The 26506-nt window shown below is 40.1% G+C and carries 23 protein-coding genes and 2 tRNA genes; 17 read left to right on the forward strand and 8 right to left on the reverse strand.

What is annotated here, in order from left to right; all coding sequences use genetic code 11:
• Positions 1-543: 543 nt before the first annotated feature.
• The 9 genes from IF202_RS11015 (at position 544) to sthA (ending at position 9193) form a co-directional block, all read left to right on the forward strand.
• Positions 544-1881 carry a Na(+)-translocating NADH-quinone reductase subunit A gene (locus IF202_RS11015; protein WP_191594948.1) on the forward strand — a complete coding sequence of 446 codons (1338 nt, stop codon included), beginning with the start codon at positions 544-546 and terminating at the stop codon, positions 1879-1881.
• Between the two features lie 3 nt (positions 1882-1884).
• Entirely contained in the window at positions 1885-3081 is a 1197-nt protein-coding gene (locus tag IF202_RS11020) for an NADH:ubiquinone reductase (Na(+)-transporting) subunit B (RefSeq protein ID WP_191594949.1), read from the forward strand.
• On the forward strand, positions 3074-3874 hold the full coding sequence (locus IF202_RS11025; protein WP_191594950.1) for a Na(+)-translocating NADH-quinone reductase subunit C: 801 nt from the start codon (positions 3074-3076) through the stop codon (positions 3872-3874). The genes IF202_RS11020 and IF202_RS11025 overlap by 8 nt, the downstream gene beginning before the upstream one ends.
• The gene (locus IF202_RS11030; protein ID WP_191594951.1) at positions 3874-4536 is read left to right on the forward strand and encodes an NADH:ubiquinone reductase (Na(+)-transporting) subunit D; all 663 of its coding nucleotides are present in this window, start codon (positions 3874-3876) and stop codon (positions 4534-4536) included. Before IF202_RS11025 ends, IF202_RS11030 begins: the two co-directional genes overlap by 1 nt.
• The gene (gene nqrE, locus IF202_RS11035; protein ID WP_191594952.1) at positions 4537-5145 is read left to right on the forward strand and encodes an NADH:ubiquinone reductase (Na(+)-transporting) subunit E; all 609 of its coding nucleotides are present in this window, start codon (positions 4537-4539) and stop codon (positions 5143-5145) included. It abuts the gene before it with no gap.
• 42 nt (positions 5146-5187) lie between these two features.
• Positions 5188-6414: an NADH:ubiquinone reductase (Na(+)-transporting) subunit F gene (gene nqrF / locus IF202_RS11040; protein ID WP_191594953.1), complete on the forward strand. Its 1227-nt coding sequence runs from the start codon at positions 5188-5190 to the stop codon at positions 6412-6414.
• A gap of 80 nt (positions 6415-6494) precedes the next feature.
• Positions 6495-7508, forward strand: coding sequence for an FAD:protein FMN transferase (locus tag IF202_RS11045; RefSeq protein ID WP_191594954.1), 1014 nt, complete (start codon positions 6495-6497; stop codon positions 7506-7508).
• Positions 7509-7545: 37 nt separating this feature from the next.
• Positions 7546-7779 carry a (Na+)-NQR maturation NqrM gene (gene nqrM / locus IF202_RS11050; RefSeq protein WP_191594955.1) on the forward strand — a complete coding sequence of 78 codons (234 nt, stop codon included), beginning with the start codon at positions 7546-7548 and terminating at the stop codon, positions 7777-7779.
• Between the two features lie 19 nt (positions 7780-7798).
• The gene (gene sthA / locus IF202_RS11055; RefSeq protein ID WP_191594956.1) at positions 7799-9193 is read left to right on the forward strand and encodes a Si-specific NAD(P)(+) transhydrogenase; all 1395 of its coding nucleotides are present in this window, start codon (positions 7799-7801) and stop codon (positions 9191-9193) included.
• A 78-nt stretch (positions 9194-9271) separates the two neighbouring features.
• Here the strand turns inward: sthA and IF202_RS11060 are convergent, their stop codons facing one another.
• Positions 9272-9826, reverse strand: a complete 555-nt coding sequence (locus tag IF202_RS11060; RefSeq protein WP_191594957.1) for a hypoxanthine-guanine phosphoribosyltransferase — start codon at positions 9824-9826, stop codon at positions 9272-9274.
• A gap of 37 nt (positions 9827-9863) precedes the next feature.
• Positions 9864-10706, reverse strand: coding sequence for a YihY family inner membrane protein (locus tag IF202_RS11065; protein ID WP_191594958.1), 843 nt, complete (start codon positions 10704-10706; stop codon positions 9864-9866).
• Positions 10707-11036: 330 nt separating this feature from the next.
• Here IF202_RS11065 and IF202_RS11070 point away from each other — a divergent pair.
• The 8 genes from IF202_RS11070 to IF202_RS11105 all read left to right on the forward strand — a co-directional run bounded on the left by IF202_RS11070 (position 11037) and on the right by IF202_RS11105 (position 19580).
• Positions 11037-11113: transfer RNA gene (locus tag IF202_RS11070), tRNA-Arg, on the forward strand.
• A gap of 117 nt (positions 11114-11230) precedes the next feature.
• Positions 11231-12556, forward strand: coding sequence for a trigger factor (tig, locus tag IF202_RS11075; protein ID WP_191594959.1), 1326 nt, complete (start codon positions 11231-11233; stop codon positions 12554-12556).
• Positions 12557-12630: 74 nt separating this feature from the next.
• Positions 12631-13263, forward strand: coding sequence for an ATP-dependent Clp endopeptidase proteolytic subunit ClpP (gene clpP, locus IF202_RS11080; RefSeq protein WP_191594960.1), 633 nt, complete (start codon positions 12631-12633; stop codon positions 13261-13263).
• Positions 13264-13278: 15 nt separating this feature from the next.
• On the forward strand, positions 13279-14559 hold the full coding sequence (clpX, locus tag IF202_RS11085) for an ATP-dependent protease ATP-binding subunit ClpX (RefSeq protein WP_191594961.1): 1281 nt from the start codon (positions 13279-13281) through the stop codon (positions 14557-14559).
• A gap of 216 nt (positions 14560-14775) precedes the next feature.
• Positions 14776-17169, forward strand: a complete 2394-nt coding sequence (gene lon, locus IF202_RS11090) for an endopeptidase La (protein ID WP_191594962.1) — start codon at positions 14776-14778, stop codon at positions 17167-17169.
• A gap of 136 nt (positions 17170-17305) precedes the next feature.
• Positions 17306-17581, forward strand: coding sequence for an HU family DNA-binding protein (locus IF202_RS11095; protein WP_191594963.1), 276 nt, complete (start codon positions 17306-17308; stop codon positions 17579-17581).
• 22 nt (positions 17582-17603) lie between these two features.
• Positions 17604-17680, forward strand: a tRNA-Asp gene (locus IF202_RS11100).
• A 76-nt stretch (positions 17681-17756) separates the two neighbouring features.
• Positions 17757-19580: a SurA N-terminal domain-containing protein gene (locus tag IF202_RS11105; protein WP_191594964.1), complete on the forward strand. Its 1824-nt coding sequence runs from the start codon at positions 17757-17759 to the stop codon at positions 19578-19580.
• Between the two features lie 95 nt (positions 19581-19675).
• On the opposite strand, the gene IF202_RS11110 is transcribed toward IF202_RS11105, so the two are convergent.
• From IF202_RS11110 to IF202_RS11135, 6 genes are read right to left on the reverse strand one after another with little or no spacing between them, the layout of a single operon-like run.
• Positions 19676-20590, reverse strand: coding sequence for a Dyp-type peroxidase (locus tag IF202_RS11110; RefSeq protein WP_191594965.1), 915 nt, complete (start codon positions 20588-20590; stop codon positions 19676-19678).
• Positions 20591-20617: 27 nt separating this feature from the next.
• On the reverse strand, positions 20618-22438 hold the full coding sequence (locus IF202_RS11115; RefSeq protein ID WP_191594966.1) for a BatD family protein: 1821 nt from the start codon (positions 22436-22438) through the stop codon (positions 20618-20620).
• The gene (locus tag IF202_RS11120) at positions 22432-24111 is read right to left on the reverse strand and encodes a VWA domain-containing protein (protein ID WP_191594967.1); all 1680 of its coding nucleotides are present in this window, start codon (positions 24109-24111) and stop codon (positions 22432-22434) included. Before IF202_RS11120 ends, IF202_RS11115 begins: the two co-directional genes overlap by 7 nt.
• Positions 24108-25106, reverse strand: a complete 999-nt coding sequence (locus IF202_RS11125) for a VWA domain-containing protein (RefSeq protein ID WP_191594968.1) — start codon at positions 25104-25106, stop codon at positions 24108-24110. The genes IF202_RS11120 and IF202_RS11125 overlap by 4 nt, the downstream gene beginning before the upstream one ends.
• Positions 25099-25581: a DUF4381 domain-containing protein gene (locus IF202_RS11130; protein ID WP_191594969.1), complete on the reverse strand. Its 483-nt coding sequence runs from the start codon at positions 25579-25581 to the stop codon at positions 25099-25101. Before IF202_RS11130 ends, IF202_RS11125 begins: the two co-directional genes overlap by 8 nt.
• Positions 25581-26504: a DUF58 domain-containing protein gene (locus IF202_RS11135; RefSeq protein WP_206705464.1), complete on the reverse strand. Its 924-nt coding sequence runs from the start codon at positions 26502-26504 to the stop codon at positions 25581-25583. The genes IF202_RS11130 and IF202_RS11135 overlap by 1 nt, the downstream gene beginning before the upstream one ends.
• Between the last annotated feature and the right edge of the window lie 2 nt (positions 26505-26506).

Below are 26506 nucleotides of genomic sequence, written 5' to 3' on the forward strand. Positions count from 1 at the left end.
ATTTAAAAAAGCGGTTATTTTTGTATGAGCTATTATTTCTTTACAGGTAAGTCGAAAATTGACCGCATTTTTTCGATACTCTGTACGTTTTTACAAATCATTGAATCCAATATGGGTTCGTAAACGTAAGTTTTTATGTGCGTATTGGTTTCTAACTCAGTTGTAAGAGTGATTTTGTTCATAGTGTTTAGTTTGTTAAGTGATATTGTGCTGTTTTCAGTCTTGTATGGCAACTTAACCGCAAAAACATGATTGTTAGTGTCGTGTTTCATTATTAAATTATTTATTAGTGTTCTTTTTTTAAGCGAAAAGGCAGCAGATAAGGATAAAGTTCTGTTTTAAGTAAAAGTTGGCGAGCAAAGACAGTCGTGTATGCTGGTCAAGGCGAGTAATGATCTTTATAATACTTCGGTTTTTTGGTGAAGTGAGTTTGTGTTTTACAACTACCTTACGTTAGTTGTTTGCTTATGCATGTTTTCCCGGAGGGGGGTGTAAGCGCTGCACATTAAGCTTTTGTGTTCAATCTACTGTTGGGCAGAACGTATGTATAAAATTACAAAAGGCCTAGATCTACCGATTTCCGGTGCTCCTGATCAAGCGATTGAGAGTGCGGCAGCTGCAAAAGTAGTTGCTGTTATCGGTCCTGACTACCATGGTATGAAACCTACCATGCTGGTTAAGGAAGGCGATAAGGTCAAGAAAGGGCAGGTTATCTTTACAGATAAAAAGACGGAAGGTGTTAAATATACCGCTCCGGCTTCAGGTACAGTATCAGCAATAAATCGTGGTCAAAGACGTGTTTTTCAATCGATTGTTATTAACGTCGAAGGCGATGAGTCTGAAGTTTTTGCTGCTTATTCTGGTTCCGAATTGAAATCTTTAGAACGTAGTAAAGTTGTTGAGAATTTAACTGAGTCTGGATTGTGGACTGCGTTCCGTACGCGACCATTCTCAAAGGTACCTGAAGTTGCTTCAGTACCGAATTCTATTTTTGTTACGGCGATGGATACGAGTCCACTAGCTGCTTCTCCAGAAGTGATTCTTGCAGATCAAGCTGAAGCCTTTGCTGATGGTCTTACTGTTTTGACTCGTCTGACAGAAGGTAAGGTCTTTGTTTGTAAAGCGCCTGGCGCGAAAATCCCCACCACGTCTGATGTGACTGTTGAGGAATTTTCAGGTGTTCATCCCGCCGGTCTTGCTGGAACGCATATTCATTTTCTAGATCCTGTAAGCGACAAAAAAACGGTATGGTCTGTTAACTACCAAGATGTTGTTGCTATCGGCAAATTGTTTGTTACCGGTGAGCTCAATACAGACCGTGTTATTGCTTTGGCTGGGCCTCAAGTCAAAAAACCACGTTTGATTCGTACTCAAATTGGCGCAAGCTTAGAAGGTTTAGTGGCTAATGAATTGTCTGAAGGTGAGAATCGTGTGATTTCTGGTTCGGTTCTTTCTGGTCGTAATTCATTTGGTCCCTTTGCCTACTTGGGTCGTTATCATAATCAAGTATCTGTTTTGCTTGAGGGGCGTGAGCGCCAGATGATGCACTACCTTCGTGCTGGTGTAGAAAAACACTCAATTATGAATGTGTTTTTAGCAAAGCTTACGGGTAAAAAATCATTTGATATGACAACGACAACAAACGGCAGTGACCGTACTATGTTGCCGCTTGGTAATTTTGAGCGTTTGATTCCTATGGATATTTTACCGACTCAATTACTACGTTCATTAGTGGTGAATGACACCGAACAGGCTCAAAAGCTTGGCGCACTAGAATTAGATGATGAAGATTTGGCTTTGTGTACTTACAGTTGTTCAGGTAAGTTCGAATATGGTCCGATCCTTCGTGATTGCCTAACTCTAATAGAGAAAGAGGGTTAATTCATGGGGCTTAGAAAAGTACTCGATAAAATAGAACCGTCGTTCCATACAGGTGGCAAATATGAAAAATGGTATTCGCTTTTTGAAGCTGTAGATACGATTTTTTACCGTCCAAGTTCTGTAACGAAGAATGGTTCACATGTTCGTGATGCTGTTGATATGAAGCGCATCATGATTTTAGTTTGGATGTGTACATTCCCTGCTATGTTCTTTGGTATGTACAACATAGGTTACCAAGCAAATACAGCAATGGATTCTATGGGTGTTGTTGCTTCAGATTCTTGGCGTCATGTAATTATTGGTAGCTTAACCAATTACGATGCGACAAGTATTTGGGATAATATGATTTACGGCGCAATGTACTTCTTGCCTGTTTATCTTACTGCGTTTGCTGTGGGTGGTTTTTGGGAAGTGTTATTTGCTTCTGTGCGTAAGCATGAAATTAACGAAGGTTTCTTTGTTACTTCTATTCTTTTCGCATTGTCGCTGCCAGCTACCGTGCCGTTATGGCAAGTTGCGTTAGGTATTAGTTTTGGTGTTGTTCTTGCTAAAGAAGTCTTTGGTGGAACCGGTAAAAACTTTCTTAACCCTGCGTTGGCCGGGCGTGCGTTCTTGTTTTTTGCTTATCCAGCCTCAATGTCTGGTGATGCGGTTTGGACGGCAATAGATGGTTTCTCTGGTGCAACAGCATTAAGCCAATTAGCTGCTGATGGCGTGGCTGGATTGACGCTTGTATGGCAAGACGCTTTCTTTGGCTTCATTCAAGGTTCAATGGGTGAAACATCTACGTTAGCTATTCTGATAGGTGGTTCTGCATTATTGATTATGCGAATTGCAGCTTGGCGAATTGTGGCGGGTGTTTTCTTGGGTATGGTTGCAACGTCTTCTTTATTCAACTTTATTGGTTCTGAAACGAATCCTATGTTCTCTACACCTTGGTATTGGCACCTTGTTTTAGGTGGTTTTGCTTTTGGTATGATGTACATGGCGACAGACCCTGTTTCTGCTTCAATGACCAGCCGTGGTAAATGGTTTTATGGTGCGTTGATCGGCGTGATGGTGGTTCTGATTCGTGTGGTTAATCCAGCGTATCCAGAAGGTATGATGTTAGCAATTTTGTTTGCGAACTTATTTGCGCCTTTCATTGATCACTTTATTGTTCAAGCGAACATTAAGCGGAGGATTGCACGCAATGGCTAGTAATAACGATAGTATTCAAAAAACCATTATTGTTGCTTTGTCTCTATGTCTAGTGTGTTCTATTTTTGTTGCGGCTGCAGCAGTAGGGTTAAAACCTATACAGAACGCCAATAAAGATTTAGACCGTAAACGCAATATTTTATCCGCTGCAAATATGCTTGATTCTAATACGTCTATTGACACTGTATTTGAATCAATCGAAACACGTATTGTGAATCTAGAAACAGGTGCGTTTGCAACACAGGCTGAGTTAGATGAAGCTGGTATTAAACCAGCGACTTATGATCAGCAGGCAGCTGCAAAAGATCCTCAGTTATCCGTTGCTCTTGCTGGTTCAGAAGACCCTGCAAGTATTAAGCGCCGTGCTAAATTTGCGTCTGTCTATTTAGTGAAATCTGATATTGGTATTGATCGCGTTATTCTTCCTGTTCATGGGTATGGGTTGTGGTCAACTATGTATGGATTTATCGCACTAGAAGATGACTTCAATACTGTTATTGGTTTCGGTTTCTACGATCAGGGTGAAACACCTGGGCTTGGTGGTGAGGTTGATAATCCTAACTGGAAAGCTTTGTGGAAAGGCAAGAAAGTCTATAACAACCAAGGTCAAGCTATTATTCAGCTAGCCAAAGGTGGAGTAGACAATTCTGATCCGCAAGCTGTTTATAAAGTTGATGGGTTATCAGGGGCTACGCTTACAAGTCGTGGTGTTACTAATCTTGTTCAATATTGGTTAGGCAGTGAAGGTTTCGGACCTTTCTTGGTTAAGCTGCGTAGAGGGGAGGTTCAATAATGTCTAATGTGAAACAAGTCCTTTTTGGACCTATTCTTGCAAACAACCCGATTGCTTTGCAAATTCTGGGTATTTGTTCTGCGTTAGCCGTAACAAGTAGCTTAAGTGTTAGTTTGGTAATGGCGATAGCACTTACCTTGGTAACTGCTTTTTCTAGTTTCTTCATTGCTATTATCCGTAATCATATTCCAAACAGCATTCGTATCATTGTTCAGATGATCATTATTGCCTCTTTGGTTATTGTTGTAGATCAAATACTTAAAGCGTTTGCATTTGAAATTAGTAAACAGCTTTCTGTATTTGTTGGCTTGATTATTACTAACTGTATCGTTATGGGTCGTGCTGAAGCCTTCGCTATGAAAAACGGTCCAGTAATGAGTTTTCTCGATGGGATTGGTAACGGTTTAGGTTATAGCGTGATGTTGATTATCGTGGCTATCTTCCGTGAATTGTTGGGCGCTGGTAAATTGTTTGGTATTGAAATCTTCACTACTATTCAAAATGGCGGTTGGTATCAACCTAATGGGTTGATGTTGTTACCACCTAGTGCTTTCTTTGTTATCGGTTTAGTCATTTGGGCTTTGCGTGCTTATAAGAAAGATCAGGTTGAAGATGCTGACTTTAAAATTGCTGCAAATTCACGTGCACAGGAGGCTCTCTAAATGGAACATTATATAAGCCTATTTATTAAGGCTGTCTTCGTTGAGAATATGGCTTTGGCCTTTTTCCTTGGTATGTGTACTTTCTTGGCTTTGTCTAAGAAGGTAGAGACAGCGATTGGATTAGGTATTGCGGTTGTTGTTGTATTGGCAATTACTGTGCCTCTGAATAACTTGTTGTATCAAAATCTATTGGTGGATGGCGCATTAGATTGGGCAGGTTTGCCTGGTGTCGATCTTAGTTTCTTAGGTTTGTTAAGCTACATTGGTGTTATCGCCGCGGTAGTTCAAATTTTAGAGATGACATTGGATAAATACATGCCTGCGTTATACAACGCGTTAGGCGTATTTTTACCGCTTATCACTGTAAACTGCGCAATCATGGGTGCGTCTTTGTTCATGGTTGAACGTGATTACAACTTCAGTGAAAGCCTAGTGTACGGCGTAGGTGCTGGTGTTGGTTGGGCGCTTGCTATTGCTGCGCTTGCTGGTATTCGGGAGAAGCTTAAATATTCAGATGTTCCTGCAGGATTGCGTGGTTTAGGTATCACGTTTATTACTGTTGGTTTGATGAGTTTGGGTTTCATGTCATTTTCTGGTGTGCAGCTTTAATTCGCTGCACAGTGGGACAACCAAGAATAAGGTTTAACTAACATGGTCAACTTAGAGATTATTCTGGGTGTGGTGATGTTCACGGCTATCGTCCTTGCATTAGTAGCAATTATCCTTGCTGCTCGTGCTCGTTTGGTAAGTACTGGTGACGTCACAATTCGCATCAATGGTGAGAAAGAAATTACGGCCCCTGCGGGCGGTAAGTTATTGCAAACACTTGCTAGTAGTGGCGTTTTTCTATCGTCTGCTTGTGGTGGTGGTGGTACTTGTGCGCAGTGTAAGTGTAAAGTGATGAGTGGTGGTGGTTCTATGCTATCCACTGAGCAATCGCATTTTACTCGCCGTGACGAAAAAGAAGGTTATCGTTTGTCTTGTCAGGTTTCTGTGAAACAAGATATGGACGTAGAGGTGCCAGAAGAAGTATTTGGTGTTAAAGCGTGGGAATGTACTGTTGAATCTAACCCTAACCTAGCAACCTTTATTAAAGAGTTGACGTTGAAATTGCCAGAAGGTGAAAACGTTGATTTCCGTGCCGGTGGTTATGTTCAGTTAGAAGCGCCAGCTCATACTGTTCACTATAAAGACTTTGATATTGAAGAAGAATATCGTGGTGATTGGGATAAGTTTAACCTTTGGAAATTCACTTCAAAAGTTGACGAAACCGTTATTCGTGCTTACTCAATGGCAAACTACCCTGAAGAAAAGGGTTTGGTTAAGTTTAATATTCGTATTGCTTCTCCACCTCCAGGTAAAGATGATTTACCTCCAGGTCAAATGTCTTCTTATGTGTTTAGTTTGAAACCGGGCGACAAAATCAAAGTATATGGTCCTTTTGGTGAGTTCTTCGCTAAAGATACTGATGCTGAAATGGTATTTGTTGGTGGTGGTGCCGGCATGGCGCCAATGCGATCTCACATTTTCGATCAGCTAAAACGCTTGAATTCAAAACGTAAAATTACGTTCTGGTATGGTGCTCGTAGTATGCGTGAAGCTTTCTATATGGAAGAATACGATAAGCTACAAGAAGAAAATGAGAACTTTGAATGGCATTTAGCTTTGTCTGATCCTCAACCAGAAGATAATTGGGAAGGAAAAACAGGCTTTATTCATAATGTACTTTATGAAAGCTATCTTAAGGATCATCCAGCGCCTGAAGATTGTGAGTTCTACATGTGTGGACCTCCAATGATGAATGCTTCTGTGATCAAAATGTTAGAAGACATGGGTGTAGAAAAAGAAAACATCTTACTTGATGATTTCGGCGGCTAGCACCTAAATAAAGACCCACCTTATGGTGGGTCTTTATTTTTTTAGTCTTTGTCTTCTTGGATATAGAAAAAAAGATTTTTATGCGCAAAAAAATACTGATTTCCGCTTTTTTATTTATTGTTGTGGCGGTGGTGTACCGTTTTTCCTCTTTTTCTCCTGAGTTGGTTAGTTTCTCTGGCCCTACAATGGGTACAACATACACTGTAAAATTTTACACAACGTCTGATGTAGAAAGTCCTTGGGGTTTAAAGAGTGATGTTGATGCTGTGTTGGTTAAAGTTAATAAGCTTATGTCAACATATGACTCGAGCTCAGAATTGTCCGAATTTAATAAACTAGCGGCCGGACAGTCGACAGATATTAGTGATGACATGGCTTATGTTATTGATAAAGCCTTGTTGATTAGTCAAATAAGTGGCGGCGAATACGATGTGACTGTTGGGCCTTTGGTTAATCTATGGGGCTTTGGGCCAGGTAAGCATAAAGATGTAGTGCCTAGCCAAGCTTCTATTGATGAAGCAAAAAAACGAATTGGGTATCAAAGTTTAACTCTTGATGGTCGTAACCTGACAAAAGATAAAGATATTTATGTTGATTTGTCTTCTATCGCAAAGGGTTATGGTGTTGATGAGGTTGCAAGAATATTACGTGCAAGTGGTATTGAAAGTTACTTGGTTGAAGTGGGTGGTGAAATATTATCTAAGGGAATGAAGCCTGATGGGTCTTCTTGGAAGATTGCTATTGAAAGCCCGGCTGGTGGTCATGAGATGGTGGAGCGCGTTGTCTCATTGGTAGATGTGGCAATAGCAACGTCAGGTGATTATAGAAATTATTTCGAAAAAAATGGGATTCGTTATTCCCATACTATAAGCCCCAGTACTGGAAGGCCTATTACGCACCGTTTGGTTTCTGTCACTGTTATTGATAAAACAGCGACTATGGCTGATGGTTTGGCTACGGCAATAACGGTTCTTGGTCCTGAAAAAGGTTTAGCTTTTGCTCAGGAAAATGGTATTGCTGCGTATTTATTAGTGAAAACAGATTTTGGTTTTGAAGAGCGTCCATCAGATGCTTTTCAGTCTTACTTGAAATAAATGAAATGTTACATATTCTGCTTTTAGGAGAAACGTTATGTTGACTATTGTTTTGGCATTTGCCCTTATGCTTTTGTTGGTTGCTGCAATGTCTGTTGGTGTATTGATGGGTAGAAAACCTATTTCTGGCTCTTGCGGTGGTATGAGCTCTTTGGGGATGGAAGTGGCTTGCGATATATGTGGTGGCGATAAAGGCAAGTGTGATGAAGAGACAGAAAAGAACGCTGTTGCAAAAGTCACTAATGAAACATTTTACGACGCATCCAAATAATTAAACCGAAGAGGGTATTATGACAACAAGACATTATGATGTTGTAGTTTTAGGTACAGGCCCTGCGGGTGAAGGCGCAGCCATGAGTGCTGCAAAGGCCGGTAAAAAAGTGGCTGTTATCGAGGCTAGTTCTCAAGTTGGTGGTAGCTGTACACATCTGGGTACCATTCCTTCAAAAGCATTGCGTCATGCGGTGAAAGAAATTATCGTGTTTAATACTAATCCAATGTTTCGTGACATTGGTGAGCCTCGTTGGTTTTCTTTCCCTAAAGTATTGGATCGTGCAAACAAGGTTATTGATCAACAGGTGGTGGGTCGTACTGAGTATTACGCACGTAATCGAATAGATATTTACTTTGGTAGAGGTAAATTCAAAGATGCGAATACGATAGAGGTAAATACTTACGAGCAAGGGCCTGAGCTTCTTATTGCTGATAAAGTGGTCATAGCGACAGGGTCTCGTCCATATCGCCCTGCTGATATTGATTTTTCTCATCCCCGTATTTATTGTTCTGATACTATTTTGAGTTTAAATCACACACCTAGATCTTTGATTATTTATGGTGCAGGTGTCATTGGCTGTGAATACGCTTCAATTTTTTGTGGTCTTGGTGTTCGTGTTGAACTGATTAACCCCGCTAAAAAGCTTTTGAGTTTCTTAGATGATGAGATTACCGATGCATTGAGTTACCACCTACGTGATAGTGGTGTGCTAATTCGTCATAACGAAACTTATGATTCTGTAGAAACGACGGATCGTGGTGTGGTTATGCATATGGCATCCGGTAAAAAGTTACGGGCAGATGCTTTATTGTTCTGTAATGGACGTTCAGGTAATACGGATAATCTTGGATTGGAATCTATTGGTCTAGAGGCTAATGGTCGCGGCCAGCTCGCAGTGAATAATACTTACCAAACTCAAGTTGATAATGTATACGCTGCTGGTGATGTTATCGGATGGCCTAGTTTGGCAAGTGCTGCATATGACCAAGGTCGTGCTGTTGCCGCTAACATGTATGGATCAGAAGGTGCGGAATTTATCAGTGAGGTGCCAACAGGTATCTATACCATTCCTGAAATTAGTTCTGTTGGTAAAACAGAGGCTGAGCTAACTACGGAGAAGGTTCCTTATGAAGTTGGGCGTGCTTTCTTTAAAAATACCGCTCGAGCTCAAATTACAGGCGAAGCGGTCGGTATGTTGAAAATCCTTTTCCATAGAGAGACTTTGGAGTTGTTAGGAATTCACTGCTTTGGTGATCAGGCTTCTGAGATTGTTCATATTGGACAAGCTATTATGAAGCAACCAGGTGAGCAGAATACATTGAAGTATTTTTTAAATACAACATTCAACTATCCAACTATGGCAGAGGCATATCGTGTTGCTGCTTTAAATGGTTTTAACCGAGTTTTCTAAAAAAAGCCGGCGAAATTATTATTTTGGATACAAAAAAGCGCCTTTATAAGGCGCTTTTTTTGTATGGTTATTTATGAACTAGCTGTTTTTAATGGCATAAATACCTTTAAGGTTTCTGAAAAAACCTTTGTAATCCATTCCATAGCCGAATAAAAATCGATCTGCTACATCTGTTCCTATGTAGTCTGGAGTCATGTCTGTTTTACGATCGTGTAATTTATTAATGACGGTTGCAGTATAAACACTGGTGGTTTCTTGTTCTTCCAACCATTTGTTAATAGCTTGGAGTGTATGGCCCTGGTCGAAGATATCATCCACAACAAGTATGTGTCTGTCTTTAAGGCTAGTCTGAGGGTAGCATAGCCAATTTAGTGAGACGCTGCCTTCTGTTTCCATGCCATATCGTGTTGCGTGGATATAGTCGAGCTCTAATGGGAAATTCAAGCGTTGTATTAATGCTGCAGTAGGAACTAGGCCGCCATTCATAACGCATAGAACAAGAGGTAGCTTATCGGCAAGATCTGCAGTTATTTGTGTCGCCATCTTATCAAGGGCTGCATTCAATTCTGCTTCGTCGACTAAGCAATCTGCTTCATCTAATATTGTATTTAAGTCGGTTATTGTGTTCGTCATAATGGGCCTTGTTATGAAAAATTTTCGAGATTCTACATTAATCCTGACTAGATGCTAAGTTTTTTATATTGTGTAAAGTGGCGCAAAGACAGACTGAAGCAAGAACAATGAGCCAAGAACTTTGTAGCCAAACAAGAAAAATAGGTATCGCTGCAAATGCGCCATATATAACTTGGTAGTTAGTAAAGAACTGGGCGAATGAGCCAAATATTGTATTTAGAATGTACAAGCCTATGCTTCCTACTATGGCAGATATAGATGCTAATTTTATTGAGACGTCAGCATTAGGTGTCAAAAAATTTAAAGTTAGAAGCATTAAAAAATAAAGGGCGATACTACCGAGCTCAAGTAAGTTGTTTAGCCAGGCATTGGTATCGGTATCTTGTATCTGCATAGATATGAGTGTTCCATAGAGACTAAGCGATGTGGCAAAAAGAATAGGGCCTAATGTTAATATAGCCCAATAGGTTAATAGTCGTTCTCTAATTTTTCGTGCTTTTTTAATTTGCCATATAGATTGGACACTACTTTCGAAACTGTTGAGTAAAAGTAATGCTGTTATAAAAAGGACGACAAGTCCGGCAATGGGTAGTTTTTTAGTTTGCGATGCAAAAGTAATTAAATGGGGCAATACTACATCGCTTGATCCTGGTGCTAAGTGTAGCTCAAGAAGTTGGAATAATTGTGCCTGCATAGCTTCTAGAGCTGGAGTGAAGCTCAAAATACCAAGAATGATGGTAATAATAGGCACGGCAGCGAGTAAGCTTGATAAAGTGAGTTGAGCGGCCTTTTGTGGAAGGTGGCTGTGTTTGAAGCGGTTAGCGGTTAGGTATCCGTAGCGTTTTATCAGAGGAAGCAAAAAAATTAGACGATTGAACATGTGTGTATCGCTTTATTGAATGAGCTTTCAGAATATCATAGCTTTAAAATAGAGTATAAAGACTTCTTTTAAAAACGTAATGCACAAATAAAGTGCAACGTGCATTTAAATGGAGCGTTAATCTTGTTTTTATCAGGGTAGGCTAGTATTATTTATCTCGTTCCTTTTGTGATGTTTGTGCTTAGAAGAGATGGTTTCTTTTAGCTATTCTCGGTTCCTTAGTTGCAAATAGTCATTTTAGCCCAGTTTACTGGGCTTTTTTATGTCTATCTGTTGACGATTCTTATTCCGTCCCTATAATAGCCCACCACAAGAAATGTAATAAGCCTAGCTTCGTTAGCTCAGTTGGATAGAGCAACCGCCTTCTAAGCGGTAGGTCACTGGTTCGAATCCAGTACGGAGCACCATTTCAGCTTATTACTTTATTTAATTTTTTATTCAGGTTTTGTTGGCTGTAATTTAATTTCTGTCTTGTTGATGACGAGATGCCAACAAATTAAAGCAAGTTCCCGAGAGGAAGTTTTATGCAAGTTTCTGTAGCGACAACGTCCCCAATCGAGCGCGTTCTAACAATTACTGTTCCTGCTGCTCGTGTTGACGAAAAAGTAAATGCTGAAGTAGCTGCGACAGCTAAGAAAGCTCAAATCGATGGTTTCCGTAAAGGTAAAGTGCCTATTAGCGTAATTAAAAAACGTTACGGCCAAGGTATCCGTATGGATGCAGTGGAGCAAATTATGCGTGACTCTTACGTTGAAGCGATTCAGAAAGAATCTATTCAGCCAGCAGGTATGCCTTCTATTGAGCCTAAAAATATTACTGAAGGCGCAGATCTTGAGTTTGTTGTTAAAGTAGAAGTTTACCCAGAAATTACTTTAGGCGATAACACAACAATTAAAGTTGATCGTGTTGTATCTGATGTTACAGATGCAGATGTTGATACTATGTTGGAAACGTTGCGTAAACAAAATGCTGAATGGTCTGCTGTTGAGCGTGCATCTGATGATGGCGATCAAGTTACAATCGATTTTGTTGGTTACTTAGGTGACGAAGCATTTGAAGGTGGAGCGGCTGAAGGTCATAAATTAGTTCTTGGTTCTAATACTATGATACCAGGTTTCGAAACTGGTATTGTTGGTGCTAAAGCAGGTGAAGAACGTACTATTTCTGTGACTTTCCCTGATGACTACCAAGCTGAAAATTTGAAAGGAAAAGAGGCTAGCTTTAAGATCACGGTATCTGAAGTGGCCGAACAAATTCTTCCTGAGCTTGATGATGCGTTTGTTGCTAAGTTCGGCTTAGAAGATGCGACCATCGATGCTTTACGTGCTGAAGTGCGTAAAAACATGGAGCGTGAGCTTAACCAAGCGGTTAAAGCTAAGCTTAAAAACGCTCTGTTCGACGGTTTGGTTTCTATCAACGAAGTGGAAGTTCCTTCTGGTTTGATTGACCAAGAAGTTGATGCGCTTCGTAAACAAGCTGCAAGCCAATTTGGCGGCCAAGATTTTGATGCTTCTCAATTACCTGCAGAGTTATTCCAAGACGAAGCAAAAAAACGCGCTAAGCTTGGTTTGTTGATCTCTGAAATAATTAAGCAAGAAGAATTGAAAGTTGATGACGATAAAGTTCGTGTGTTCTTAGAAGATATGGCTCAAGCTTATCAAGAACCACAACAGGTTATCGAATATTACCTAAAGAACAAAGAACAACTAGCGCAAGTGCAATCCGCTGTACTTGAAGAGCAGGTTGTTGATAAACTACTAGAATCAGCCCAGGTTACTGAAGTGACTTTGGGATATGAAGACGCTATCAAGCCAAATGCCCAAGCTGAAGAGGCTGGGGAAGAAGCATAAGACTCGTCTTATCTTTTTAAATAAGGTCGACATAGCTTTTGCTGTGTCGGCTTTTTTGTTTTAAGGAATGCTATATGAATTTGACGAACCCAACTACTGGCCCTGTTGCAATTACGAGTAATGGTCTTGTTCCAATGGTTATTGAGCAGACTGCTCGTGGAGAAAGATCATTCGATATTTACTCTCGTTTACTTAAAGAACGAGTGATTTTTTTAGTGGGTCAAGTTGAAGATCACATGGCTAATTTGGTTGTGGCTCAATTATTGTTTTTAGAGTCAGAAAATCCAGATAAAGATATTCACTTGTACATTAATTCTCCTGGTGGTTCTGTTACAGCAGGTATGTCTATTTACGATACAATGCAATTTATTAAGCCTGATGTTAGTACTATGTGTATTGGTCAAGCGGCTAGTATGGGTGCTTTATTGTTAACAGCTGGTGCAGCTGGTAAGCGTTATTGTTTGCCTAACTCGCGAGTTATGATTCATCAGCCGTTAGGTGGCTATCAAGGTCAGGCATCTGATATTGAGATCCATACGCGTGAAATCTTAAGTATTAAACATAAATTAAATGAAATTATTTCTTCTCATACTGGTAAAGCAATTGAGCAAGTCGCTATTGATACGGATCGTGATAATTTCATGAATCCTGAGACAGCGAAAGAATATGGTTTGATTGACGAAATTTTGCAAAAACGAGAAGTTTAAGAAAGGGTGGAATAAATGTCGGATGATAATGTAAGCCGTGGCGACCACTCGGATCGGTTACTGTACTGTTCTTTTTGCGGAAAGAGTCAGGATGAAGTTAAAAAACTTATTGCAGGGCCTTCGGTCTATATCTGTAATGAGTGTGTGGATTTATGCAATAACATCATTATTCAAGAGTTGTCTCAGCTTGATGCGGATAGTGATGCTGAACATGAGTTGCCTACGCCGGCGAAGCTGAGTGCTTCTTTAGATGATTATGTTATTGGTCAAGATAGAGCTAAAAAAGTTTTAGCGGTAGCTGTATATAATCATTACAAGAGATTGCGCCATCAAGGTAAAACCGATACCACTATTGAGCTTGGTAAAAGTAATATCTTGTTAATCGGACCGACTGGTAGTGGTAAAACATTGCTTGCTCAAACGCTAGCGCGTGTTTTGGATGTGCCTTTTACTATTGCTGATGCTACAACACTGACAGAGGCTGGTTATGTGGGTGAGGATGTGGAAAATATCATCCAAAAGTTACTACAAAACTGTGATTATGATGTAGAAAAAGCTCAGCGCGGTATTGTTTATATTGATGAGATTGACAAGATTGCAAGAAAATCAGATAACCCATCTATTACTCGCGATGTGTCTGGTGAAGGTGTTCAGCAAGCCTTGCTTAAATTGATTGAAGGTACCGTTGCGTCTGTTCCACCACAAGGTGGTCGCAAACATCCTCAGCAAGAATTCTTGCAAGTTGATACATCGAATATCTTGTTTATTTGTGGTGGTGCGTTTGCTGGTTTAGAGCGCGTTATTAGCGATAGAACAGAAAAAAGTAGTATCGGTTTTTCTGCTATGGTGAAAAGTAAAGATGAGGGTAGGTCCTTTTCAGAAGCAGTTCATCAAGTAGAAACTGAAGATTTGGTCAAATTTGGACTTATTCCTGAGTTTGTTGGTCGTCTGCCTGTTGTTGCAACGCTTTCAGAGCTTGATGAAGAAGCGCTAATGACTATCTTGAGTGAACCTAAAAATGCATTGGTTAAACAGTATCAGCATTTATTTGAGCTTGAGGGTGTTGAGTTAGAGTTTACTCCTGAATCTTTGCGTGAGGCGGCTAAATTAGCGTTAGAGCGTAAAACAGGTGCTCGTGGGTTACGTAGTATTTTAGAGTCTGCTTTGTTGGATTCTATGTATGAGCTTCCTACTCGCACAGATGTTTCTAAAATCGTGATGGATGGTTCTTCTATCCGCGGAGATTCTTCTCCACTTATGGTTTTGGAAAAAGAAGAGTTGACGAAAAACGTTTAATAGACAGATTTTCGTATAATTTGTCACATAAAGCCGAAATTAAGTTTAATTACTTGGTTTCGGCTTTTTTTATTGTGTTTCCCTGTCTAAACTTCATATAAATGAAAATCAAATGTGTATTACTCTTGTAATTTAGGGCTTCGCCCCTATCTCTTTCCTAATCAATGATGAAATATAAAGTGCGCTTTCTCTTATGCGCCCAGATTGGAAATAAATATGTCAGACTCTTTACTCATGCCAATGCTGCCCCTTCGTGATGTGGTGGTTTATCCTCATATGGTTTTGCCCTTGTTTGTTGGGCGTGTCAAATCTATCGCAGCGTTAGAATCGGCGATGGAAAATGACAAGTATGTTTTTCTTGTTGCTCAGCAAGATGCTTCTAAAGATGATCCAACATTAGAAGACTTATATTCGATTGGTACCACAGCGAAAGTTATGCAGTTACTGCGTCTACCAGATGGCACCGTAAAGGTATTGGTTGAAGGTGGTAAGCGTGCGCGTCTTGAAAAAATGGAAGAGGCTGATGGCTTTGTGTTGGGTGGTGTTGTTGAGCTAGATTCACTCGAAGAAGATCAAGCCGAATATGGTGTTATTCGTAATGCATTACTTAAACAGTTAGATGAATACGTAGCAGGTAGTAAACGCATTCCAGCTGAGGTTGTTGCTTCTCTAAAATCTATCGATGACCTTTCTAAGTTGATAGATAACATTACAGGCCATATGAGCTTAAAGCTTGAAGATAAGCAAAAAGTTTTAGAAATTGACTCTTTGGTTGGTCGTGGTGAATATTTGATCGGTTTGATGGATGGTGAGTTAGATATTGCTCATCTTGAAAAAAGTATTCGAAGCCGTGTTAAGAAACAAATGGAAAAAAGCCAACGCGAATATTATTTGAATGAGCAAATGAAGGCCATTCAAAAAGAACTTGGTGATATGGAAGACGGCGGTAATGAGTTGGATTTACTGCAGGAAAAGATTGCTGAAGCAGGCATGACGGATGAAGCAAAAGAAAAAGCCGATGCTGAGTTGAAAAAACTACGCATGATGTCCCCTATGTCAGCCGAAGCTACTGTTGTGCGTGGCTATATAGATTGGTTGATTTGTCTGCCATGGAAAAAGCGTAGCAAAGTCCGTAATGATTTGGCTTATGCTGAAAAAGTGCTGAATCAAGATCATTACGGTCTTCAAGATGTTAAAGAGCGTATTTTAGAGTTTTTGGCTGTTCAGCAGCGAGTGAAGAAAGTAAAAGGGCCTGTTTTGTGTTTGGTTGGACCGCCAGGCGTGGGTAAAACATCATTGGGTCAATCAATCGCGAAAGCGGTGAATCGTCAATACGTTAGGATGTCACTTGGTGGGGTTCGAGATGAAGCTGAAATACGTGGGCATCGTCGAACTTATATTGGTTCTATGCCGGGTAAATTGCTGCAGAAATTAGCGAAAGTAAAAGTTAAAAACCCACTGTTTTTGTTAGATGAAATTGACAAAATGGGTATGGATCAGCGTGGTGATCCTGCTTCTGCTTTATTAGAGGTGCTCGATCCAGAGCAAAATCACACCTTTAATGATCATTACCTTGAAGTGGATTATGATTTATCTGATGTGATGTTTATTTGTACTTCTAACAGTATGAATATCCCAGGTCCATTACTTGATCGTATGGAAGTAATTCGTATCCCAGGTTACACAGAGGATGAAAAATTAAACATAGCAAAACGTTATTTATTACCTAAGCAAATTAAATTGGCAGGTCTTAAAGAAAGTGAAATTCAAGTAACAGATGAAGCCTTAATGGATGTGATTCGTTACTACACAAAAGAGGCTGGTGTTCGTGGATTAGAGCGAGAGCTAAGTAAAATTTGTCGTCGTGTTGTTAAAAAACAAACCCTAGCTAAGGGTAAAAATATAAAAGCAGTCGAAATTTCGAGTGAAAATTTAGAAGAATTTTCCGGTGTTCATAAATTTAGTTACGGAAAAGCAGAAGAAAAAAATCAAATTGGACAGGTTACTGGTTTGGCTTGGACGTCTGTTGGTGGTGAATTATTGACCATTGAGGCGGCTGGTGTGGTTGGTAAAGGGCGTCATGTTAAAACGGGTTCGCTTGGCGATGTGATGCAGGAATCCATTCAGGCGGCTCTAACAGTTGTTAGAAGTCGAGCAACTGGTCTTGGAATTGATGAAGATTTTCATGAAAAAACAGACCTTCATTTACATGTTCCTGAAGGGGCAACTCCGAAGGATGGGCCAAGCGCTGGTGTGGCTATGTGTGTTGCCATCGTCTCTGTTTTGGCTAAAGTGCCCGTTAAGGCTTCTGTGGCGATGACTGGGGAGATTACTCTTCGTGGAGAGGTGCTACCTATAGGTGGACTGAAAGAGAAGCTTCTGGCTGCTCACAGGGGAGGAATAAAAACAGTAATAATTCCTCAAGAAAATGCTCGTGATTTGAAAGAGATTCCTGATAACATTAAAGCGGATATCAAAGTGGTTCCTGTTAAATGGATTGATGAAGTACTTGATATCGCATTAGAGTATATTCCTTCGCCAAAAAAGGTAGAAAGTTTACCGTCGAATGAAAAAACTGTTGATGAACAAGAAACTGTAAGTCATCATTAAAGTCATATCCTGTGTTGACAGGGAGTAGGTTGGGCTTGTATAACTTCTCGCTCGGCCTTGTGAGTAGGCATTTATATTTTATATTGAGCCGAAAATAATTCTAAGGAACAACGACAATATACTGAAGGGGTACAACGTGAACAAATCTGAATTAATTGATGCTATTGCGGCGTCTGCTGATCTATCTAAAGCTTCTGCAAGTAATGCTCTTGACGCTACTTTGAAATCAATCGAAGCAGCTTTGGCAAAAGGTGACCAGGTTACACTAGTTGGTTTTGGTACTTTTGCAGTTAAAGAACGTGCGGCACGTACAGGCCGTAACCCTCAAACGGGTGAAGAAATCCAAATTAAAGCAGCGAAAGTACCTGGCTTCAAAGCCGGTAAAGGTCTTAAAGATAGTGTAAATATCTAAGACGCTGTAAACTAATGTTTTTGGAGCAGTAGTTCAGTTGGTTAGAATACCTGCCTGTCACGCAGGGGGTCGCGGGTTCGAGTCCCGTCTGTTCCGCCATTAGACACAAAAGGTGTATTCCGAGCGGAATGCACCTTTTTTATTTGCCATTTAATTAACTTATTCGGAGGCAGTAATGCTCCAAGATATCAGAGACAAGTCACAAGGCATTGTGGTAAAGATCATCGTTGGTTTTATCGTTGTGACTTTTGCTCTATTTGGCGTAGATGCCTTGGTTACTAGCTTTAATTCTTCAGAAACTGTTGCTGAAGTTGATGGTGTTGAAATAACACGAACTCAGATGCTACAAGGTGCTGAGACACAACGTCGTCAATTAATTTCAGCGATGGGTAGTCAAATCACCCCTGAATTATTGGAAGATAATCTATTGCAGCGTCGTGCTTTGGACGAATTGGTTCAACGTGCCGTATTAGCAAACCAAGCAACAGAGTTAGGTTTAGGTGTTTCTGATGCTCAAGTTGATGCTTATTTATTACAATCTGAGCAATTTCAAACGAATGGCCAGTTCGATCAAAATAAATATCTTAATTTCATTCGCTCTTTAGGTTTTACACCATTAGCTTTTAAAGAGCGTATAAAACAAGATGTTTTGATTCAGCAGCCGCGTAATGCAATAGCAGGTTCTGAATTTGTTCTGCCATATCAGGTAAATGGTATATCAACCTTGCAGTCGCAAGAGCGATCTTATGACTATGTTTCCTTCTCTCTAGCGGATGAATCGGAAAATACGAGTGTTTCTGATGATGAGCTGCTCGCATATTATGAAGCGAACAAGGAAAGCTTTAAAACACCTGAGCAAGTTAAAGTAAATTACGTTGTTATTTCTAGCACGGATTTTTATAGCAAAGTGAAAATTACTGATGCAGAGCTGCAGGATGCTTATCAGGCTTCTATTTCTGGATTTTCGTCTGAAGAAAGACTGGCGTCACATATTTTAATTGAGACATCTGATAGAAGTGATGAAGACGCTCAAAAACGACTTTCTGAGATTCAAGAGAAACTGAATTCAGGGGTTAGCTTTGTTGATTTGGCGGCTGAGTATTCAGATGATATTGGTTCAAAGAATGATGGTGGTAATCTTGGCTATGTTGAAAAAGGATTAATCGGCGATGAGTTCGATGCTGCTCTTTTCTCTATGGAAAAAGGCGATGTGAAATCTGTTAAAGGTCAATTTGGTTATCATTTAATTGAACTGAATGACATTGTTTCAGCTGATGTACCAAGTTTTGCTTCTAAAGAGGCAGAGCTAACACAAGAACTTGTAGCGACAAAAGCTAAAGATGCTTTGCTAACAGCTCATGAAGATATTACTGATTTGGCCTACGCTAGTGACAAGTTAGACGTTATCGCAAAAGAATATGATGTTGATGTTCTTCAAAGTGCTTATTTTGGCCGAGATGGTGGCTCTGATGAAATCACAAGTAGTGCTGTGGTGGTTGCCGCTGCATTTGATGTGTCTGTATTGGAAGACAATCAAAATAGTAATTTGATTGAGCTAAATGATGATCAAGTGGTTGTGTTGCATTTGAATGATCATAAACCAGAAGCGTTCCAGGCATATGAAGAAACAAAAGAACAAGTGACTTCTATTGTTGTGCAAAATAAAGCGTTGGCATCTCTTCAAGAGAAAGCAGAAGCTGCGAAAGCTTCAGAAACCACTGTATGGTCTTCTGTGGTGAATGCTAAGCGTGGACAAGATGAATTAACATCATTGGCGTTTACTTTGCCACACCCAGCTGAAGAGCCGGTTATGGCGGTTAAAGGGCTTTCTTCAGGTGACCTTGCATTAATTAGGTTAAATAAGGTCGAGGCTGGCCAAGAGTTGGTGTCAGATGATCAAAAACTTGCTTATGAGCAATACTTGAATCAGATTCAAGCTAACTTGAGTTCCCAAGGACAGCAGAGCTATTTACAAGGTAAAGCGACTATAGAGCGTTAAGCTTCTATTTATTATTAACTTTTTGTAAATAATAAAAAAGCCACTCACTTAATAAAAGTGAGTGGCTTTTTTTGTAGCAAAAACAATGGTTTGTTTTATAGAGATGTAAACCAATCAATAGCTGGTACAAAAAACGCTTGCCCTGTTGTTGCTGTGGTGTATTTCATTAGATGGTCTGTATTACCATCCTGATCGCCTTTTACCATGCTCTCTAGCATTAGATTAAACGTAACAGGGCTCTTGCTGTAACTGGCAAACATTAAACCTCTCTCTTTTAGTGACGCGAATGGCATGCTATGGCGAAGAATTTCCATAGAGCGTCCATCTTTGTCTTTTAGAGAGGTTCGTTTTGTGTGAGCGTGAACCGACTTATCTGCAGAAGCATATTCTTGATTATCTTTCTTGGTACGTCCATAAGTATCTTCTTGAACTTTAATATCTTGCTTTTCCCACTTATCTAAATTGTGTACAAAGCGCATCAAATTGAAATAAGAGCCGTTCTTAAAATCTGGATCTTCATCACCAACCAGTGCAACACTTTTTCGTTGCTCACCTTCTGGATTTTCTGTGCCATCAACAAAACCTGTGAGGTCTCTGTTGTCTTTGTATTTAAAACAACTTACTTCATCTACCAAAGATACGCTTGATCCAAAAGCAGAATAAAGCCTGTTACCAAGCTGATAAGTTGCGTCATGACGTGACGAGCGAATATGTAATACAAGATCAACATCGGTTGGAGTGATCTCTACTTCTTTACCTTTAATGTGTGGAAAAGCAGCAAGTTGGCTTGGTTGTTTAGAATCGAGCGTGTTCCATATTTGGTGACTTATTCCTATCGAAGTGTGTAGTTCAGCATCTGGAAACTCTTGTTTAATTTCATCGATAATCGTCGGAGTTGAAGCGAGTACCGCTTTTATTTTGTCAATTTCTGAACGATTAACGTTTAGTGTGATGAAAAGAGCGTCACTTGATGCTTCGGCGATAATTCCAGATTGAAATGATGTCGTCATAAGAGTCCTTGTGAGCGTTGTTTAATATTAAAAATTTGGATAAAGCGTTTTTAGTTGACTGGCCTGTGATGGTTTAGCTTGGCCACTTGTGTATTCTTCTAGTGCAACCGCAAGGGGGTCGCCTTGCCATTCATGTATTGGGTTATTCGAGTAAAGCATTAACTCAGCTTCCATTAAAAGTTGAGTTACATGAACTGAGGTTAATCGTTTTATATCATCGACACTGTGAATTTCATTGTCCCCCCAGCGATGTCTAGCCCATTCCAAAAGGCTTGGTCTAAGTTGGGGGAGGTTGTTTTGTTGGCAGCATGTGATTAACACTCTATACGCACTATGCTCATCTGTTGTGCTTAATGGTGCAAACTCTTGCAGTGTTGGTACATGATTGCTGGCCTCTAAGATATTAGCTTTCCTCTTTTTAAGCCATAGAACTAACCATACTACCAGCATACAAAGTGCCAAAATAAGTAATGCAGCGATTAGGTAGTCTTTAAGTGATAGTGTGTTATCTGTTTGAACTAATTCAATTTTTACAATACCAGGTTCATTGGATTGAGTTGTTTCTTTAATCGGTTTTTTTGCAAGTGAAATGGGCGCTACTGAGCGAGGTTGTGCCGCAAGAGGTTCATTGATCGTATTTTTAGGGGGCTTTGTTGTTTCTTTGCTGTCTGGTAAAGGCGCAATACTAACGCTCTTGGTTGATGCGGTCGCTGTGTTAATAGCTCTTTTTCCTGTATCCCAGTATGTAAGGTTGATATCTGGTAATGAAAGCGAGCCTTCCTCTGTTGGAACCACTTCAACAATAATGGTTTGTGTGCCGATCGCTCCATTTACTGTTTTTTGAGTGTTGAACTTTGGAGGCTTTGGATAAAGTTTATAGCTTCGTGTGCTGTTTAAATCCAGTGTTGGGATCTGTTCTGGTAGAGCGCCAGCCGCTTCAATATTAATTGTCCAAATTAGAGTATCACCAATTCTTGGTGAGTCGCTAGTTTGTTCTAATGATGTAGATACACGGACATTTTGACTTGGTAGCCAGGAGTCACTTGAATAACTTGCAGGGATAGGTAGTACTTGAAGTTTAAGTGGCTCACTTTGGACTTTTATCAACCTTCTTCCAGACGATGTACTTATCATGGCTTGTAGTGTTTGTGGTGGTATAGAAAGCGTTCCACTACTTTGAGGGAAGGCTAAGTATTCTTGAGTACGTACCTGATATTCTGAACCATTAATAGTTTCGTAATTCATTTGGTCATCAATAAGTCTTTCGATGACTAGGTCCGGATGAGAAGGTACAGAGCGGTTGGCATTTTGCAAAGCGACTGAGGTGTAGAGTTTGACGCTTAAAATAACTTCTTGTTGTAGGTAGGGCTCTATCTCAGACACTTCTGTCTTTATGATGACAGGAGGGTTGCCGTTACTGTCCATTAATTGAGGTGAGTTTTTGACGACTACATTAATAATGTGTGATTCATGGTCCCCTATTTTAATAGGAGGGATTTCAAAGGTTCCTACCGCTTTAGGCCTTAATGAAACTACCCAAAAATTCAAGGTAGTGCTTGTGCCTAAGTTGAAACCGAATTGGCCGTTCTGGCTTTTGCCAAGCACATCAAAATCACGTTGTAGAGGGGTTAAATCTGGGCCGTTGCCTGTGTCGCTGAAATCGGCTCGCAGAGTAAGTTGTATAATGTCATTTTCAGTAACAGTACTTTTGTTTAACGATGCGATAACACTGGCTGCGTAAAGGGTGTTTGATAATGTGGCGAGCAACAGCCCAGTCATCAGTGCTAAAAGCAACCGATAGGCTTTATTTTTTTGTATAAATAAAAGAAAATGTTGCTTTACTACCATGGGTTTAGCCCATCCTCTTGCCTAAATCGATTTTCATTACGTTTTTCTTGATGCTGATACCAAAGCTTTCTTTGAAGAAGTAATCCTGGGTCGTCTTGGATTTGTCTTAACCATTGGTTCAGTGCTTGCGTTTTTTCTTTATTCAACTTTTCCTTTGCTGAATCTTTTTCGTGTTGCTGTTCTGTATTTTCGCTTGGTTCATTATCCTCAGGTGTTTTCTTTTTGTCTTGTTTTTTGCTCTCTTTATTATCTTTTTTTGACTCTAGGGGCTCTTTTTGATCATTTTTTTCATTAGAGTCTGATTTATTCTGTTTTTTCTCTTTTTTACGTTCCTGTTGTTCTAAATACGTCAGATTCTCTCTTGCAGCATCAAGTGCCGGATCTTGCTCTAAGGCTTTTTGATAGGCTTGGATAGCTTTTTTTGTTTCGCCAGATAGCGCTAACGCATTACCTAAATTGTAGTTTTCAGTCGCGTTTCTATCGAGTTCATCAAGCGCTTCAATGGTTGATGTGTAGTTTTCTAGTGCGTAAGAGGAGGCTGCCTTCCAGTCGGGCTGTGTGAAAAGCTGCTCGGCTTTCTTCCAGTTACCTTGATCAACAGCCTGTTGGGCTTTTTGGTCTTGAGTTAAGAACCAGCCCAATGGGGACGCTTCTAGTTTTTCAGAAGGGAGGCTCAATAAGGTGAGGAAAAACATCAACACCATGCCTCTTCTAAATTGAAACGCAAGCCAGAATAAAAATGGTAAGGCAAACCAATGGCCTTGATCTGTCCAGTTGATGCTTTTGTTTTGGGCTTTCTCTGTTTGTTGGTTGCTCAATGATAAATTGGTTATTTTTGCTAATTCAGAGGTTGTTAGTCGGCCATGATAAAAGTTGCCATCTAGGGATTCAGTTAGTTTTTTTAAATTATTAACAGGCGTAATAGGTACTATATTCTTTCCGTTCTGTTTCAATGTTCTTCCATCAGGAAGTTCAATAGTCGACGGTTTCTCTGTACCAATAGCGATAAGATCTAACTTAATATTTAAGCCATTTAATAACTTAGGAATTTGTTGCTGATCCTTTGTGCTTAAGCCATCTGTAAAAATGATTAAGTGAAAGGGAGTTGAGTCACCTTTATTAAGAGATAGGGCTGTTTCTACTCCGTTGCTTAGATTACTTCCATATACCGGCATAATAATAGGTTCTAACGCCAGTAAAAAGTGAGTAATAGTCTCTCTATCTTGACTAAAAGGACTAATAACAAACCCTTCGCCTGCAAAGGCCACTAATGCTATTTCACCTTCTTTAGTTTGTTCTAAAATATCTCGTACAGTCTGTTTCAACTGAGTCTGACGATTAGGCTTTATGTCGGTAGCGTACATAGACAGAGATTGATCGACGATTAAAATTGTTTTTTGAGTACTTGCAAACATAACCGCAGGATTTTTTGTCCAGCTAACACCAGCTAGACCAATCCAGCAGAATAAAACTGCTATTAGCCCTAGCCACTTATTTACATTGCTAACGTTATTTTTGTATTCCAAATGTTTGAGTAAATTAGGGTCTATTACTTCGTTTAATGAATTTTTTACTGAGGAACTAGATTGCACTACAAAAGCTAGTAGTAGTGAAATAGGAATGGCAAAAAGCCAAAAAGGACGTTCAAAATGAATCAAATCAAAAAGTATCATGAACGACTCCTTTTACGCCAAATTAGCCGTTTAGAAACGATAATTGATAGGCTAAAAAAAACAATTGAGCCAAATGCTAGCCAATGAAATAAGCTTGTTAGAGGACGTTGCCAAATATCTTCGGCTGGAGTGGGTTCTAATTCGTCAAGGGTTTGGTAAATGTTTTGCAAGTCCTCTGTGCTTTTGGCGCGGAAGTATTGTCCGCCAGTTTCTGCAGCAATGTTTCTTAGCAATGTTTCATCTAAATCACGAGAGGGGTTGACCTGCCTTTTTCCAAAAAAGCTTTGGACCAGCATAGTATCTGCTCCAATACCAATTGTGTGTATACGAACGTCTTGTGATGCCGCAAAAGTAGCCGCTTGTTCGGGTTTTACACGACCTGCGGTGTTTGCTCCATCCGTCATTAATATAAGTACTTTTTTATCCGAAGGCTTGTCCTCTAATCGTTTAATACCTAACCCAATCGCATCGCCTATGGCTGTTTGCTCTCCAGCAAAGCCGATTTGAGTCTCTTGAACGAGCTGATTAATAGTATTTGTATCAAAGCTTAATGGTGCTTGAAGGTAGGCCTTGGAGCCAAACACAATAATGCCAATACGATCACCACTGCGTGCTTTTATAAAGTCTGACAGAACAGATTTTGCAGATTCGAGTCGATTCGCTGTTTGGCCGTTTAAGCTCATGTCAGTGACTTTCATACTGCCCGATAAGTCGAGTGCAATTAATAAGTCACGACCTGATGGTGTTATTTTTGTTGGTTCGCCCAACCAAGTTGGCTGGGTTAAAGCGGCAACTAATAAAATCCAAGCAATAGTTAAATTCAAAAGACGCCAAGAAAAAAGATTAGAAACCGATTTTATATCTTGGTGATGAATTAACTGAGCTGTATTCCCCCACCAAATACCATCACCTTTAGGTTTTGTTTTTGGAAGAAAATACATTATCAACGGCACGGGTAAAAAAAGTAAAAACCAAGGCCAAGAAAGCTCAAGCATGGTGCTTCCTTACCCAATGGAGGGTTGTCTTTAGTATGGCGCTACGTTGCTCAGGTGTTAACTTAATTTGATGTCGATAAGGTCCATTAATAAAATCATTTCCAAGTGACGAGAATCGATATTTTACAGGCATATCGCCGTCTATTTTTTCTAACAACGTGACACTTGGTAAAGCAGCGATGAGATATTTACCTTCACTTATAAGGCAGCGACGAATTATTTCATGACAGAGCGAAATGCAGTCTTTGTCCGGTAACTCATCGGTGATATTGGAAATAACCGCAAGCGCTTCTCGACGATAGGCTCGTTTTTTGTAAGCTTTGTATTTGTAGAAAACTAAAGTGCCGATTAATAAAATTATCGCGACTAATATAAGCCAAGTCCACCAAACCGGTGGCCACATAGGAATTGATTGAGGTAGTAAGTAGGCTTTGTTTGGCAGGTCTATACTTGTTTGTATTGGGTCGGCAGCCATTATCGAAGGGCTCCTTGGGAAAGTAAAAAACGTGCGAGTTTTTCTGGAGACTCGGTTATGTCAAATGTTTGGTGGCGAATACCAAGCGTTGTTAATTTTTCGTGCAGTTTTTTGTTTTGAGTTAAAAAATCGAGTCGTGCTTCGTTTAGGCCTTGTTTACTTATATTGACTTGTTTAATGCCCTGGCTATCCGCCATTTGATATTGACCTGCAGGCAAGTTGTAAACATTACTGTCGATGATTTGTATCCAGTGGACACTGTTGTGTTTAGCTAGTTGCATTAGTTCTGCTTCGTCACCGTCATTCCAACTTTGTTTGTCGGTCAAAATAATGACATCTTTGCTGTGTGACTTACGAGTCACAGGTGTGTTAGACCAAATGCTAGAGTCGCTTGTATCATTCATTCTGTGTTTCAGGTTTGAAGCGTCTTTTAATTGACTGAGTAATATGGGAAGTGTACCTACCTTATTACTAGCGTGATTTTCTGAGCCATAACATAAACGATAAGATAGCGTGTCGCCTTGTTGCTTTGAGCGCCATGCAATAAGACCTGCTAATTGTATAAAGCGGGTAGAAATGAAAGAGTGGCGAGTACCAAAATAAGCGCTGCTGGACAGATCAAGTAACAATAATCTTTGATGGTCGTTTTCTTGAGCATAAAGTCTAGTGTGAGCTTGGCCTGTGCGAGCGGTTACCCGCCAATCAATATGACGCAAATCATCGCTAGCTTGATAAGCGCGAAGCTCTAGCATTTCCATGCCGTGACCTTTTTTATGGGATCGACGCTCGCCCGATGTAGTCGCAAATCGTATCGCCTTAGGGGCCCGACCTAATTGCTTAGCATAATGGCCTAATAGCGCAAAATGCTTGTCATCAAGTTCCGGTGACTCAGGTGATAGTAATTGACTTATGTTCCTACTCATCG

The organism is Marinomonas colpomeniae (assembly GCF_014803385.1).
Classification (GTDB): Bacteria; Pseudomonadota; Gammaproteobacteria; order Pseudomonadales; family Marinomonadaceae; genus Marinomonas; species Marinomonas colpomeniae.